Source organism: Guyparkeria sp. SB14A, assembly GCF_005096345.1.
Taxonomy (GTDB): domain Bacteria; phylum Pseudomonadota; class Gammaproteobacteria; order Halothiobacillales; family Halothiobacillaceae; genus Guyparkeria; species Guyparkeria hydrothermalis.
This window is the reverse complement of record NZ_SWAW01000004.1, coordinates 68,976-82,894: the sequence shown is the minus strand read 5'-3', so window position 1 is coordinate 82,894 and position 13,919 is coordinate 68,976. Positions and strand designations below refer to the sequence as shown.

Sequence of the window (13,919 nt, the reverse complement as noted above, 5' to 3'; positions counted from 1 at the left end):
CCGCCAATGCGGTTCGTCTCCCGCGGGGCGTCCAGCCCTCCTTCGGTTTGCGTTTCTCGTCGCCGCCGTTCGTGTCGTGATACCCGCCACTAGCGTTCACGCCGATCGTCCACCGGCCTTCGTCGCCGTGACACCGCGACGGCTTGAAAAACTTTGACCGGGTTCCCATGTCGCAATCATCAGGGACGCGATCGATGGATTGATCGGAGGGGTGTAAACCTGTGTACATGTCTTGTACACCTATGCGCCCCATCGCGTGCGGCATGCGCACTTGCAGACGCCCGATCCAGCTGCTTGTCTGGCTTAAATCTCAATAAATCGAAATTGTAATGTTGTTTTATTCGATTCCATAGGGATTGATCGCCCCAAACGATTGTGCAAAGGTTGTACACAGATTGGCTCAACGACAATCGCAACCAAACGAGGGAGCAGGACATGGCACAGGCAATCGTCAACGACAGCATTACCCAGGTCGATCCCGCCAAGGTGGATGAGCTGGCTGCCGCTCCGGCGGAATCCACGATCGACCCTCGCGAGGCGAAGAAGGCGGGTGCGAGCGAATCGTCGGAGTTTGCGCGCAATTTCAACGTGGCCGACTCCGAGGCCCCCGATCCGGTTCGCCTCTACCTGAAGGACGTCGAGACCGAACGCCTGCTGACGCCCGCCGAGGAAGTCGACTTCGCCCGCCGCGCACAGGCCGGCGAGGAGTGGGCGCGTCAGAAGATGATCGTCTGCAACCTGCGTCTGGTGATCAAGCTTGCCCGCCGCTACATCAATCGCGGTCTCGACCTGCTCGACCTAATCGAGGAAGGTAACCTCGGCCTGATGCGGGCGGTGGAGAAGTTCGACCCCGAGCGCGGGTTCCGTTTTTCCACCTACGCCACCTGGTGGATCCGCCAGACCATCGAGCGCGCGCTCATGAACCAGGCACGCACGGTGCGTTTGCCGGTCCACGTGGTCAAAGAAGTGCATTCCTACAACCGGGCCGCCCGCAAGATCGCCCAGAGCCAGAACGGCGACGTGCGCCCCGAGCAGATCGCCGAGCACCTCGACAAGCCGGTCAAGGACGTGCTCAAGGTCATGTCCTACAACGAGCGCGAATCCTCGTTCGACAGCCCGCTCAAGGGCGACGGCGAGTTCTCCCTGCTGGACATGGTGCCCGACGAGAACAGCCAGTTGCCCGAAGACGAGCTGCAGGACGATGGCGTCATGCACCTGCTCGATCGGCTGATCGACAAGCTCGACGGCAAGCAGCGCGAGGTGCTCATGCGCCGCTACGGGCTGCGTGGTCACGAGCCGGCCACACTCGAGCAGGTGGGTAGTCTCCTGGGCTGCACCCGCGAACGGGTACGCCAGATCCAGCTCGAGGCCGTGCGTCGCCTCAAGCAGTTCGCCGCCAGCGAAGGCGTGACGGCGGACGTGATCTTCAGCGAGTGACCACCCGACGTGCCTGATCCCTGCGGTGAGGGGGGATTCGATTCGCCCCTCGATTGCTTTTGACCGCCCTGCCGCTCGGCAGCCGGCGGTCTTTTTGTATCTGCTTAGGACAGGTCTGCGCGAATGCCATGACACTCTGGCTTGGCGAGCCGTTCGTGATCAAGGCGCGCAGAGCGGTATCGCATGCGTGCAGACCGTCCTTCAGGGCATATGGATTCACTGGCTAATAGTTGGAGGTGGGTGGCGGGGCTGGCAAAATGAGCGGACGCTGATCGACCTAGGTCGGCGAGACAATCAAGGGGTCCCGCATGAGCGATACGAAAACGGAATTCGACATCTGCGCCGAGGATCGGGTGCCCGTGCTGCTGCATCGGGTCGACCAACTCTGGCGGCAATTACTCGACCATGAGCTTGCCCATCATGGCCTGAGTCAGGCCAAGTGGCGCACCATGGCCATCCTGTCGCTGTACCCGGAAGGCCTGATCCAGTCGGAACTGGCCGAGGAACTCGGTATCGAGGGACCGTCGCTGGTGGCGATGATCGATCGCCTCTCGCGCGACGAATGGGTCGAGCGGGTGCAGTGCGGGACCGACCGACGGTGCAAGATCATTCGCCTGACCGAGCGTTCCCTGCCGCTGATCGACGAGATCCGGGCAAGCGCCGAGAAGCTCTACGCCCGCACCTTCGCCGAGGTGGACGTGCCCGGCGTGAGCATCCCGGACGTCGAGCGTTTCTTCGTCGCCCTGCGCGATCGCCTGTTCGACAACCTGCCCGAGAAAAAGCGCCAGCAGCGTCGTCGCAACCTGGCGCGGGCCGCTTCGGAGGGCTGAACGGCCCGAATCCGCGTGCCGGGTCGAGCGATCGATCCGGGCGATAACGAAAAACACCCCCGATCATGGCTTGGGCCATGCCGGGGGTGTTTGCCATTCCGGGGGCGAGGTTGGCGGCTCAGGCGGCTCCGCCGCCGTTGTTGCCTTCCTGGTGCTGGCGCGCTCGCTGCATCAGGAATTCGGCCAGCAGCGGGACCGGCCGGCCGGTGGCGCCCTTGGCATCACCAACCTTCCAGGCCGTACCGGCGATGTCGAGGTGCGCCCAGTGGTGCTCCTTGACGAAACGCGACAGGAAGGCCGCGGCGGTGATGCTGCCGCCCTCGCGCCCGCCGATGTTCGCCATGTCGGCGAAGTTGCTCTTCAGCTGGTCCTGGTACTCGTCCCACAGTGGCAGCTGCCAGGCGCGGTCGTTGGCTGTCTCGCCGGCGCGGAGCAGTTCCTTGGCCAGCGGGTCGTGGTTCGCCAGCAGCCCGCTCGGGTGGCGGCCCAGAGCGATGATGCAGGCGCCGGTCAGGGTGGCAATATCGACGATCGCCGCCGGCTTGTAGCGTGCCGCGTAGGTCAGGGCGTCGCAGAGGATCAACCGACCCTCGGCGTCGGTGTTGAGTACCTCGATGGTCTGGCCCGACATGCTGCGGATCACGTCGCCGGGCTTCAATGCCGCGCCGTCGGGCATGTTCTCCACGGTAGGGACGATGCCGACCACGTTGATCGGCAGCTGCATCTCGGCGACCGCCGACATCACGCCGATGGTGGCCGCGGCACCGCCCATGTCGAACTTCATCTGGTCCATGTCCGGGCCGGGCTTGAGCGAGATGCCGCCGGTGTCGAAGGTCACGCCCTTGCCGACCAGCACGATCGGCGGCGTGTCGGCATCCGCGCCCATGTGCTCCATCACGATCATCTTGGGCGGCTCGCTGCTCCCTTTGGCCACGGCGAGCAGGGCGTTCATGCCCAGTGACTCCATCCGAGAGGCGTCGAGCACTTCCACCGACAGGTGCAGGTGGGTCTCGGTCATCTTGCGCGCGTGTTCGGCCATGGTGGTGGGCGTGAGCAGGTTGCCCGGCATGTTGGCGAGGTTCTTGGCCATGCGCATGCCGTTGCTGATCGCGGTGGCCTCGCGGACGTAGCGTTCGGCCTCCATCAACTCGCGCCGGGTCGGCAGGATGAAGGTCACCTTGCGCAGCGGGCGGCGCGGACCGAGGTCGCGCTCCGATTTGAGTTCGTCGAAGCGGTACAGGGCATCGTCGATGGCGATGATGCTCTGGCGAAGCACCTGTTCCATGCTGCTGCCGCGCACGTCGATCTCGGAGAGGTGGCTGACGCACTCGGCCGTACCGCGGTGATGCAGCGCCTCGACGGCCGCACGCGTCGCCTTCACCAGCCCACGGGTATCGAGCTCGCGTTCCTTGCCCAGGCCGACGAGCATCACCCGGTCGGCCTGGATGTTCGGTACGCCGTGCAGGAGCAGGGTGTCGCCCAGCTCGCCGTCCATGTCACCGCGCCGGGTGATGGCCGTGATGAAGCCGTCACTGACCTGATCGATGGTCTCCGCCGCGGCCGTCAGGCGACGGGATTCGAAGACGCCCACGATCAGGCAGGCGGTACGCTGCTTTTCCGGGGCGCCACTCTTTACGGAGAATTCGAGCACGGTGTTGTTCCTCGTGTCTGATGTACGGTTGGCCGGGAGGTGTCCACGACCGGCGGTTGCCCGCGTGGCGGACCCGGCCGGACAAAGCCAGGTGGGCAGTCTAGCAAAAAGCCCGCCGTGGCCTCGCGAGACTCGGCGCGGCGCATCGGGCCTGCTAGGATTCCCTTCCGGGGAAAATGGCGGCGCCAGCCGCGTCCCCGAATTTTCCCAACGCCGCACCAGGGTGCCACGATGACCGATCCTTCCGAGAAGAAACCCGCCAATCCGCCCGAGGACGAATTCGAGCCGGGCATTGGTGACCCCTACCGTTTCGAGGCGCCGTCCCGCCAACCTGGCTTCGCCCGGTTGTCGAAGGCGATGCTGGTGCTCGGCGCGATCCTGTCGACGGTCGGGGTGGTTGGTGGCCTCGGTCCGATCGTCTTTACCAGCGAGGAAGACAAGCGCCAGTTCATGGACCTGCTGATGCTGGCACCGGCGGGCGTGATCCTGATGTTTGCCGGTATCACCGGCTGGGTGATCGCCGGCGGGCGCTGACCGTCCTCGCCCACCTCGGACGTTGGCAGACATAAAAAAACCCCGGGCCAGGCCCGGGGTTTTGTCGTTTGGGGCCGACCGGCTGGACCGGTCGGCAGGCGCCTGGATCAGGAAGCGCGCGGGACGCGGACGTCCTCGACCAGCTCCTGGATCTCGTGCGGCGGCGGGGTGGTCATCTTCGCGACGATGATTGCCACGATAAAGTTGATGGCCGCGCCGATGGCACCGAACGAGGTCGGGTTGATGCCGAACAGCCAGTTGTCGGCGTTGTCCGGCAGCATGTTGGTGCCCGGGATGAAGAACCAGCCCTTGTACCAGAAGATGTACACGAGGGTGATGGTCAGACCGGCCAGCATGCCCGCGATGGCGCCCTGCTTGTTCATGCGCTTGGAGAAGATCCCCATCATCAGCGCCGGGAACAGGGAGCTCGCCGCCAGACCGAAGGCCAGTGCCACCACCTGGGCGGCGAAGCCCGGCGGGTTCAGACCCAGGTAGCCGGCGATGATGATCGCGACGGTCATCGCGATCCGGCCGGCCATCAGCTCGCCCTTCTCGGAGATGTCCGGCTTGATCACGCCCTTGAGCAGGTCATGCGAGATCGCCGAGGAGATCGCCAGCAGGAGGCCGGCCGCGGTCGACAGGGCGGCCGCGATACCACCGGCGGCGATCAGGGCGATGACCCAGTTCGGCAGGTTGGCGATTTCCGGGTTGGCCAGCACCATGATGTCGCGGTCGACGGTCAGCTCGCTGCCTTCCCAGCCGTACTCTTCCTCGGCCATGGCCGCGAATTCTTCGTTCTTGTCGTTGTAGTACTGGATGCGGCCATCGCCGTTCTTGTCTTCCCAGGACAGCAGGCCCGTGGTCTCCCAGCTCTTCATCCACTCCGGACGCTCGGCGTAGAGCAGGTTGCCCTCCGGTGAGCCGATCTGGTCGGTGTCCTGCACGGTCTTGAGGGTGTTCCACATCGCCATGGCGCCGACGGCCGGGGCAGTGGTGTACAGGATGGCGATGAACAGCAGGGTCCAGCCGGCCGACTTCCGGGCGTCACGCACACGCGGGACGGTGAAGAAGCGCACCAGCACGTGCGGCAGACCGGCGGTACCGATCATCAGTGCCAGGGTCAGCAGGAAGGTGTTCATCAGGTCCGGCGTGCCGGTGTACTCGGCGAAGCCCAGGTCGACCAGGACCATGTCCAGCTTCTGCAGCAGGTACTGGTTGGAGCCGTCGGCCAGCTCGGCGCCGGTACCGGTCTGCGGCAGGAAGTGGCCGGTCAGCTGCAGCGAGATGAAGATCGCCGGGACGGTGTAGGCGAAGATCATGATCACGTACTGCGCGATCTGCGTGTAGGTGATGCCCTTCATGCCGCCGAGAACCGCGTAGACGAACACGATGCCCATGCCCGCGAACAGGCCCACTTCCACCGAGGTCTCGAGGAAGCGCGAGAAGGCCACGCCGACACCCTTCATCTGGCCGATGACGTAGGTCAGGGAAATGACCAGCAGGGCGATGACGGCGATGACGCGCGCGGTGTTCGAGTAGAAGCGGTCACCGATGAATTCCGGCACCGTGAACTTGCCGAACTTGCGCAGGTACGGCGCGAGCAGCATCGCCAGCAGCACGTAGCCGCCGGTCCAGCCCATCAGGTAGGCCGAGGCCGAGTAGCCATTGAAGGCGATCAGGCCCGCCATCGAGATGAACGACGCGGCGGACATCCAGTCGGCGGCCGTGGCCATGCCGTTGGCGACGGGGTTGATCCCCTTGCCGGCGACGTAGAACTCGCTGGTGGTGCCCGCGCGGGCGACGATCGCGAGGATGAAGTAAAGCAAGAAGGTGGCGCCAACCACCAGGTAAATCAGGGTCTGAAGTTCCATGTGTCTTGGGCTCCTGCGTTATCAGTCTTCGGCGACGCCGAATTTCTTGTCGATGGCGTTCATGCGCCAGGCGTAGAAGAAGATCAGCACCACGAAGGTGAAGATCGAGCCTTGCTGCGCGAACCAGAAGCCCAGCGGGTAGCCGCCCAGCGAGATCTGGTTGAGCGTATCGACCAGCAGAATGCCGAATACGTAGGACACCAGGAACCAGACGACCAGACAGCCGAACAGTACCTTCAGGTTGGCGCGCCAGTAATCGGCGCGGTTGGAACGTTGCTCCATAAGTGGCTCCTCGAGTTTCGGTTGAGTCCGAACGTTTTATGTCTTCCCTGGGAACCTCTGCACGAATGCCATACCGCTCTGCGCGCCTTGAGCCGGGCAGATGCAAGGCGACCGTCCGCCGCGCAAGGGTGTCCCCTTGTCAAGGACGGCAACGCAGCAGGTGCTCGGCTCAAGACGCGCCCTGCGGGGCTTGGCGAGTCGCCCGTGCTCCGCGTTGCGATGCCTTGTCGTGGCCACCGGCACGCCGGCGACATCGCGCCTTGATCACGCACGATTCGCCAAGCCAGAGCGGCATGGCATTCGTGCAGAGGTTCCCCGCCCGCCGAGGTCGGGGCCTGGCGGGTATCACGCACCCACCACGCCCGGACCCCGGAGCAAGGTAAGCCTACTGGAACCGTGAGGCAAAAGGGAACCTCAGTTTTCGTGATGGGGCATAGGGAAATGCGGTGCCGACCGGGTGGCCGACAAGGCCCGCGTCCGGCTCAGAGCTGGTAGGCGATGGCGAGGTGTTGCTGGAGCTTGCGGGCGATACGGAAGGACTCCTTGAGTAGCCGCTGGGTCAGCCCGTCGAGTCGATCCGGGTCGATCAGGTTGTCCGGCGACTCGCCGCGCTGGATCTGCGCGTACTGGTGGCGCAGTCGCAGGCGCTGGATAAAGTCGTAGGCGGCGGTCAGGTCGTCGGCCGGCAAGGCACGTTCGGGCACCAGCGCCAGGCGCTGGTCGGTCCGGGTCGCTTGTGCGCCCTCGGCCAGCGCCTCGATGCGGGCGGCATCGACGAACGGCGTCGCGCCTTCGGTCTTGATGTCGATGCCCCGCTGACCGCCGCGCGAGCGAGTGCGGAACCCGCCGAACAGGGTCAGCGGTGGCTGGTTGCGCAGGGCGTTGGCGGCAAGCTGGCGACGGAAACGGCTGTTCTTCCTGGCCGGTTCGCGCCAGGCGCTCGCCCATTGCTCGAACAATGATTGGCTGCCCGCCAGTCCGCGCGCGTCGAAGAAGATACTGGCCTTGAGCAGGTGCTCCGGCGTGCCCTGGTCGATCCAGCCGCGAAAGCGCGTGCCCCATTCGTCGACCGACAGGCAGAGATCCGGGTTGCCCGCCATGATGTTGCCCGGGCACAGCGGGTAGCCGAGTTGATCCAGGGCCTCGTTGACGCGGCGGGCGAGTGGCAGCAGGTGGTCGCGCGCGGTCTGCGGGTCGAGCGGCCCATCGAAGACCAGCCCGTTGTCCTGGTCGGTGGCCAGCGTCTGTTCCGAGCGCGCCTCGCTGCCAAAGGTGAGCCAGCACCACTCCAGCTCCGCCGGCAGGGGGGCGTCCTCGAAGGTCAGCCCGATCACCCGCCGGGCGATGGCATCGTTGATCCCGGACACGATCCGGCTGATCGGCGCGAATCCCGAGCCGGATTCGAGCAGCGCGCCGACGATACCCGGCACCTCGTGGCGGATGTCGGCCAGCGCCTCGATATCGCGCGCGCGTCCGATCCGCTGGTGCAGCAGGCCCGGGGTCATGGCGTTGACGCGGTAGAGTGCGCCCTCGTCGAGCACGCCCAGGGGCTCGTCGCGGCCCCGCTCGGTTACCAGCAGGTGATGAAAGCCGTGCTCGGCCAGGCTCACGGCCGCCTCGAGCAGCGAGGTGTCGGCATCGATGCCGACCGGGTCGCGCGTGGCGATCTCGGCCAGCGTGGTGTCGGCCGGCCGGGTCAGGCCGCGGAAGGCCAGATCGCGCAGCGTGGCGATGCCGAAACCGTCGGACAGGCGCACCAGGATCGCCTCGCCGCCGTGGGACTCGAGCTCGCGGGCCGCCTCGGCGAGGGTGGTGCCACCATCGAGTGTCAGCGTGCGGGCCTCCATGCGGGCGCGAATGGGGGTGGCCGGGTCGAGCAGGGCGCCCGATCCGCCGGCGTCGCCCTCGATCTCCTCGGCCACCAGGCCGCGGGTGAGCAGGTGGCCGATGCGTCGGGTACAGAAATCGTCGAAGGCCTCGCTCTCGCGCCGAAGCCGTTCGAAGGCGTCGGCCGGCAGGGCCACGGCCTGGCCGGCGTCGGCGACCACCTGGCGGGTGCTGACCGGTCGGCGTTCCATCAGTGCCCCGAGCGGGAAGCTGTCGCCCCGGCCCAGCGACCAGACCGGATGGCCGTCGGAGCCGTCGACCAGGCCGTCCACCCGCCCCGAGAGCAGCACGAAGAACGTCTTCGGCGGGCCCATGCGCGGCTCGAGCAGTACCTCGCCCCGCTCGAGCCGACGGATTCGACCGCGACGCATCGACCGCGACAGCACGCCGGGGTCGATGCGGTCGAAGGGCGCGATCTCGCGCAGGGCGACGAGGGCCTCGCGGGCGTCTTCGGGGAGGTTGGTCGGATCGTGATCGCCCATGGTCACTCCGGGGTTGGGCTGGACGGGTAGGGAAGGTCTGCACGAATGCCATATCGCTCTGCGCTCAAGACGCGCCCTGCGGGGCTTGGCGAGTCGCCCGTGCTCCGCGTTGCGATGTCTTGACGTGGCCACCGGCACGCCGGCGACCTCGCGCCTTGATCACGAACGACTCGCCAAGCCAGAGTGGCATGGCATTCGTACAGATCTCCCCTACGCTCGAACGGGTACGAGTGTCACAACCATAGCGGAGGTTTTGCCATGAGGGGAGTGTCGATAGGTCGAGTGCTGGTGCCGGTGCTGATGCCCGCGCTGATGTTAGTCGCCACCGCCGTCCCCGCCGAGGAGCACGCCGACGGCGTCGGTGACGTGGTCACGAGCGATCGGATCGGGATGGGACTGGCCGCGGACATCGCCGAGGAGGCCGTTGCCGCCTGCACGCGCAATGGCTATTCGGTCACCGCGGTGGTGGTCGACCCGTCGGGCGATCCGCAGGTGATGATGCGCGCCACGCACGCGCCGCGGTTTACCCGCCAGATCGCCACCGACAAGGCCCGTGCCGTGATCCTGTCGGGGATCGATTCCGGGGCGTTTCGCGCCAACCGCGAGGACATCCGCATGGAGATGAATCACGTCGACGGCATCCTCGTGCTCGACGGGGCGGTGGCGATCGAATCGGCGGGCTCGACCATCGGTGCGCTGGGCGTCAGTGGGGCACCCGGCGGAGACAAGGACGCCGAGTGCGCCCGCGAGTCACTGGAGGCGCACTTCGACCGGCTGCAGCTGCGTTAGGGAATCTCTGCACGATTACCGAGTGTCCTTCGGTTTAAGCGTCGATCGGGCAGGGGCAGCTGCCTCGCTCGATCTGCACCGTGGCGTGCTGGATGCCGAAGCGCTGCCGCAGGTCCAACTGGAGTTCGTGCAGGAACGCATCGCCGTCGGCGGGCGGATCGGACATCACCAGGTGAACACTCAACGCGGTCTCGCGGGTGGACAGGGCCCAGACGTGCAGATGGTGGTGATCGGTCACGCCGGGCAGGGCGGCGAGGTGACGTTCGACCTCGGCCAGGTCGACGTCCTCGGGCACGCCGTGCAGCACCAGTTGCAGCGAGTGGCGCACCAGGCCGATGGCCGGAACGAGGATGACCAGACTGACCAGGATGCTCAGCAGCGGGTCGATCAACGCAAAGCCGGTCAGCAGCACGATCAGGCCGGAAACCGCCACGGCCACCGAGACGGCCGCGTCGGCGGCCATGTGCAGGAAGGCGCCGCGCAGGTTGAGGTCGTGTTTCTGCCCCGAGATCAGCAGCCAGGCGGTGGTGGTGTTGACCACGACCCCGGCAAGCGCAACGCCAATCACGAGCAGCCCATGCACGGCCGGCGGGTCGGCCAAGCGCATGCCCGCCTCCCAGAGGATCCACAGCGAGACCAGCGCCAGCGTTACCCCGTTGATCAGCGCGGCGAGCAGCGTGCTGCTGCCCAGCCCGTAACTGAACTGGGGCGAGGCGATCCGTCGAGTCAGGCGATTGGCGCCCCAGGCAAGCAAGAGCCCCAGCACGTCGCCGAGGTTGTGGGCCGCGTCGGCCAGCAGCGCCATGGATTGCCCGAGCACCCCGGCGATCGCCTCGATGACGACAAAACCGAGGTTGAGAACGATGCCGATGCCCAGGGCCCGCCCGGCGGCATCGCTGACGTCATGGTGGTGATGGGCGTGCATGGACGGACCTTAGCAGGGGCGCGGCCTGTCGGCCGACGCTTGGAGACGACAGCCGGAAGCAGAAGCTGGAAGAGAACGAGCGGGGGGATCGTGGAAATCCGCCGGCCACCTTGCGCGCCGCGTATCCCGTAGGAGCGGCTTTAGCCGCGATACGCAATGGTGCCTGCGTATGGTTTCGCGCCTGAAGGCGCTCCCACGTTGGTCACCAAGCGCTGTGCAAGCTCGACGTCAGTGCAGCAGGCCGAACATCTTGCGGCGGTACTGGCGCGTGAGCGGGTGTTCGTTGCCCAGGAGCTCGAACAGGTCGATCATCCCGCGCCGGCCGGCATCGTCGTTGTAGCCGCGGTCGCGCAGCATCATCTGGTAGTACTGCTCCAGCGCCTCCTCGATGTCGTTGCGCATGGCGAGCTTGGCGGCCAGCGCCTCGCGGGCCTCGCAATCCTTGGGGTCCTTCTCGATGCGGGTGCGCAGTTCGTCTTCCGGCGGGCCGGACTGGGCCGAGCGCGCCATGCCGATGCGGGCCTTGAACGACTTCACGTCCTCGCGGTTGGCCGCGTCGACCGGCAGCGACTCGAGGATCTCCCAGGCCTGGTCGAGGTCGCCCTGCTCGGCGATCACGTCGGCGATGTCGAGCAGCACCTCGACGTTGCCCGGCTCCTGCCGGTTGGCCTGCTTGAGCAGGTCCATGGCCTGGTCGATGGCGCCCGCGGCGCGCACCTGCTGGGCCTCGCGGCGCAGTTTGTCGATCTCGGAGAGCACGTGGCGGCCGATGAACTCGCGGATCTGCCCCTCGGGCAGGGCACCCTGGAACTGGTCGACCGGCCGGCCGCCGACGAACATCATCACCGTGGGCAGGCTGCGCACGCCGAACTGCTGGGCCAGCTCCTGCTCGGCCTCGGTGTCGACCTTGGCAAGCTTTACCTGGCCGGCCATGCCCTCGACGACCTGCGAGAGCAACGGCATCAACTGGCGACAGGGGCCGCACCATTCCGCCCAGAAATCGACCAGCACGGGGGTTTCCCGCGAGGCTTCCACCACCTGCTCGTGGAATGTCTGGGCCGTGACGGAAAAGACGTGCGCGCTTTCGCTCATGGTCGGATGATCCTCGTGGGTGTTGGTTCGACTGCGCCCCGACATGGTGATGGCCGGGCGGGTTTTCAAGGTTGCCGCCGGGATCGGCCACGGCGCCGGTGTCAGGCCCCGGGCGGGCGTGTACACTTTGACCCCTCATGCGACGGGCCACGACGGGTGGTCCGTGGCAGCACGTCGGCGGCCAGCCAGGCCGCCATGGCGTCGACCACCCAGGGAATGCACGGTTGATTATGGCTGAACGATCCGATTACACCGCCGGCTCGATCGAGGTGCTCACCGGCCTCGATCCGGTACGAAAGCGCCCGGGCATGTACACCGACACCTCGCGGCCCAACCACCTGGCTCAGGAGGTGATCGACAACAGCGTCGACGAGGCGATCAGCGGCCACGCCGGTTCGATCGACGTGATCGTGCACGAAGACGGCGCGCTGACGGTGTCGGACGACGGTCGTGGCATGCCGGTGGACGTGCATCCCGAACACGGCATCTCCGGGGTGGAGCTGATCCTCACGCGCCTGCACGCCGGCGGCAAGTTCTCGGACAAGTCCTACCAATTCTCCGGTGGTCTGCACGGCGTGGGCGTGTCGGTGGTCAACGCCCTGTCGAATCGCCTGGTGGTCGAGATCAAGCGTGACGGCAAGCTGCATCGCATCGAGTTTGCCCACGGCGAGGTCACCCGGCCGCTGGAGGTGATCGACACGGTCGGCAAGCGCAACACCGGCACCACGCTCACCTTCTGGCCGGACACCAGCTATTTCGACCAGCCACGGATGAACATGGCCCGCCTGCGCCACGTGCTGCGGGCCAAGGCGGTGCTCTGCCCGGGCCTCAAGGTCAGTCTCACCGACCAGGCCTCCGGCGAGCGCGAGGACTGGTGTTACGCCGACGGCCTGCGCGACTACCTGCTCGAGAGCGTCGCCGGCCAGGAGGTGCTGCCGGCCGAAGGGTTCATCGGTCACATGAAGGCCCCCGACGGCGGTCGTGCGCAAGAGGTGGCCTGGGCCGTGGTCTGGGTCACCGAACCGGGCGAGGGCCTGACCGAGAGCTACGTCAACCTGATCCCCACCCTGCAGGGCGGCACGCACGTCAACGGGCTGCGCCAGGGGCTGACCGAGGCGATCCGCGAGTTCTGCGAGTTCCGCAGCCTGCTGCCGCGAGGGGTGCGCCTATCGCCGGAGGACGTCTTCGAGCGGGTGCGTTTCGTGCTCTCGGCCAAGCTGCACGACCCGCAGTTTGCCGGCCAGACCAAGGAGCGCTTGTCTTCGCGCGAATCGGCCACCTTCATCAGCGGCGTCGTCAAGGACGCGTTGTCGCTCTACCTCAACCAGCACCCGGAGACGGGTGAGAAGATCGCCCAGATCGCGATCGAGTCGGCCCAGAGCCGCATCAAGAGCGAGAAGAAGGTCGCCCGCAAGCGGGTCACCAGCGGTCCGGCGCTGCCGGGCAAGCTGGCCGATTGCGCCTCCACCGATCTCTCGCGCACCGAGCTGTTCCTGGTCGAGGGCGATTCGGCCGGCGGCTCGGCCAAGCAGGCCCGCGACCGCGATTTCCAGGCGATCATGCCGCTGCGTGGCAAGATCCTGAACACCTGGGAGACCGATCCCTCCCAGGTGCTGGCCAGCCAGGAGGTGCACGACATCGCCGTGGCACTGGGCCTGGAGCCGGGTTCGGACGATCTCTCCAAGCTGCGTTACGGCAAGGTCTGCATCCTCGCCGACGCGGACTCCGACGGTCTGCACATCGCCACATTGCTCTCGGCGCTGTTCCTGCGCCACTTCCCCTCGCTGGTGGATGCCGGGCACGTCTTCGTCGCCATGCCGCCGCTGTATCGCATCGACATCGGCAAGGAGACCTTCTACGCGCTCGACGAACACGAGCGCGACGGCATCATCGATCGCCTCGAGGCGGAAAAGCGCCGCGGCAAGATCCAGGTCACCCGCTTCAAGGGCCTGGGTGAGATGAACCCGGTGCAGCTGCGCGAGTCGACGCTGGCCCCGGCCACCCGCCGGCTGGTGCAGTTGAAGGTCGAGGGCGACGACACCATCGAGGTGTTCGACATGCTGCTCGCCAAGAAGCGCGCCGCCGACCGCCGCGCCTGGCTGGAACGCAACGGCGATCTCGCCGAGGTGGTGTAGCCCG

At 66.5% G+C, this 13,919-nt stretch carries 11 protein-coding genes; 5 read left to right on the top strand and 6 right to left on the bottom strand.

The window, feature by feature from the left end; genetic code table 11:
* Positions 1 to 435 precede the first annotated feature (435 nt).
* A complete protein-coding gene (rpoS, locus tag FAZ79_RS02950; RefSeq protein WP_136866432.1) occupies positions 436 to 1,437 on the top strand; it encodes an RNA polymerase sigma factor RpoS in 1,002 nt (333 codons plus the stop codon).
* Positions 1,438 to 1,745: 308 nt separating this feature from the next.
* Complete coding sequence (locus tag FAZ79_RS02945; protein WP_136866429.1) at positions 1,746 to 2,267, top strand: MarR family transcriptional regulator; 522 nt, start codon at positions 1,746 to 1,748, stop codon at positions 2,265 to 2,267.
* Positions 2,268 to 2,385: 118 nt separating this feature from the next.
* Here the strand turns inward: FAZ79_RS02945 and FAZ79_RS02940 are convergent, their stop codons facing one another.
* On the bottom strand, positions 2,386 to 3,918 hold the full coding sequence (locus tag FAZ79_RS02940; protein ID WP_136866428.1) for a leucyl aminopeptidase: 1,533 nt from the start codon (positions 3,916 to 3,918) through the stop codon (positions 2,386 to 2,388).
* Positions 3,919 to 4,149: 231 nt separating this feature from the next.
* On the opposite strand from FAZ79_RS02940, the gene FAZ79_RS11645 reads away from it, so the two are divergent.
* The gene (locus FAZ79_RS11645; protein WP_136866427.1) at positions 4,150 to 4,452 is read left to right on the top strand and encodes a hypothetical protein; all 303 of its coding nucleotides are present in this window, start codon (positions 4,150 to 4,152) and stop codon (positions 4,450 to 4,452) included.
* 107 nt (positions 4,453 to 4,559) lie between these two features.
* Here the strand turns inward: FAZ79_RS11645 and FAZ79_RS02930 are convergent, their stop codons facing one another.
* The 3 genes from FAZ79_RS02930 to FAZ79_RS02920 all read right to left on the bottom strand — a co-directional run bounded on the left by FAZ79_RS02930 (position 4,560) and on the right by FAZ79_RS02920 (position 8,974).
* Positions 4,560 to 6,323: a sodium:solute symporter family protein gene (locus FAZ79_RS02930; protein WP_136866425.1), complete on the bottom strand. Its 1,764-nt coding sequence runs from the start codon at positions 6,321 to 6,323 to the stop codon at positions 4,560 to 4,562.
* Positions 6,324 to 6,344: 21 nt separating this feature from the next.
* Entirely contained in the window at positions 6,345 to 6,605 is a 261-nt protein-coding gene (locus FAZ79_RS02925; protein WP_125197755.1) for a DUF4212 domain-containing protein, read from the bottom strand.
* Between the two features lie 482 nt (positions 6,606 to 7,087).
* A complete protein-coding gene (locus tag FAZ79_RS02920; RefSeq protein ID WP_136866423.1) occupies positions 7,088 to 8,974 on the bottom strand; it encodes a DUF294 nucleotidyltransferase-like domain-containing protein in 1,887 nt (628 codons plus the stop codon).
* Between the two features lie 267 nt (positions 8,975 to 9,241).
* Between FAZ79_RS02920 and FAZ79_RS02915 the strand changes: the two genes are divergently transcribed.
* Positions 9,242 to 9,763, top strand: coding sequence for a heme-binding protein (locus tag FAZ79_RS02915; protein WP_247709476.1), 522 nt, complete (start codon positions 9,242 to 9,244; stop codon positions 9,761 to 9,763).
* 34 nt (positions 9,764 to 9,797) lie between these two features.
* On the opposite strand, the gene FAZ79_RS02910 is transcribed toward FAZ79_RS02915, so the two are convergent.
* Both FAZ79_RS02910 and trxA read right to left on the bottom strand, forming a co-directional pair.
* On the bottom strand, positions 9,798 to 10,688 hold the full coding sequence (locus FAZ79_RS02910; RefSeq protein WP_136866419.1) for a cation diffusion facilitator family transporter: 891 nt from the start codon (positions 10,686 to 10,688) through the stop codon (positions 9,798 to 9,800).
* Positions 10,689 to 10,916: 228 nt separating this feature from the next.
* Positions 10,917 to 11,780 (bottom strand): thioredoxin, encoded by an 864-nt coding sequence (gene trxA, locus FAZ79_RS02905; RefSeq protein WP_169303543.1) that lies wholly within the window; start codon positions 11,778 to 11,780, stop codon positions 10,917 to 10,919.
* Positions 11,781 to 12,010: 230 nt separating this feature from the next.
* On the opposite strand from trxA, the gene parE reads away from it, so the two are divergent.
* Positions 12,011 to 13,915: a DNA topoisomerase IV subunit B gene (gene parE, locus FAZ79_RS02900; protein ID WP_136866416.1), complete on the top strand. Its 1,905-nt coding sequence runs from the start codon at positions 12,011 to 12,013 to the stop codon at positions 13,913 to 13,915.
* Positions 13,916 to 13,919 lie beyond the last annotated feature (4 nt).

Bases quoted from the DNA above. Each gene is read 5' to 3' on its own strand.
- rpoS (WP_136866432.1), top strand. From the start codon at position 436: ATGGCACAGGCAATCGTCAACGACAGCATTACCCAGGTCGATCCCGCC.
- FAZ79_RS02945 (WP_136866429.1), top strand. From the start codon at position 1,746: ATGAGCGATACGAAAACGGAATTCGACATCTGCGCCGAGGATCGGGTG.
- FAZ79_RS11645 (WP_136866427.1), top strand. From the start codon at position 4,150: ATGACCGATCCTTCCGAGAAGAAACCCGCCAATCCGCCCGAGGACGAA.
- FAZ79_RS02930 (WP_136866425.1), bottom strand. From the start codon at position 6,323: ATGGAACTTCAGACCCTGATTTACCTGGTGGTTGGCGCCACCTTCTTG.
- FAZ79_RS02925 (WP_125197755.1), bottom strand. From the start codon at position 6,605: ATGGAGCAACGTTCCAACCGCGCCGATTACTGGCGCGCCAACCTGAAG.
- FAZ79_RS02920 (WP_136866423.1), bottom strand. From the start codon at position 8,974: ATGGGCGATCACGATCCGACCAACCTCCCCGAAGACGCCCGCGAGGCC.
- FAZ79_RS02910 (WP_136866419.1), bottom strand. From the start codon at position 10,688: ATGCACGCCCATCACCACCATGACGTCAGCGATGCCGCCGGGCGGGCC.
- trxA (WP_169303543.1), bottom strand. From the start codon at position 11,780: ATGAGCGAAAGCGCGCACGTCTTTTCCGTCACGGCCCAGACATTCCAC.
- parE (WP_136866416.1), top strand. From the start codon at position 12,011: ATGGCTGAACGATCCGATTACACCGCCGGCTCGATCGAGGTGCTCACC.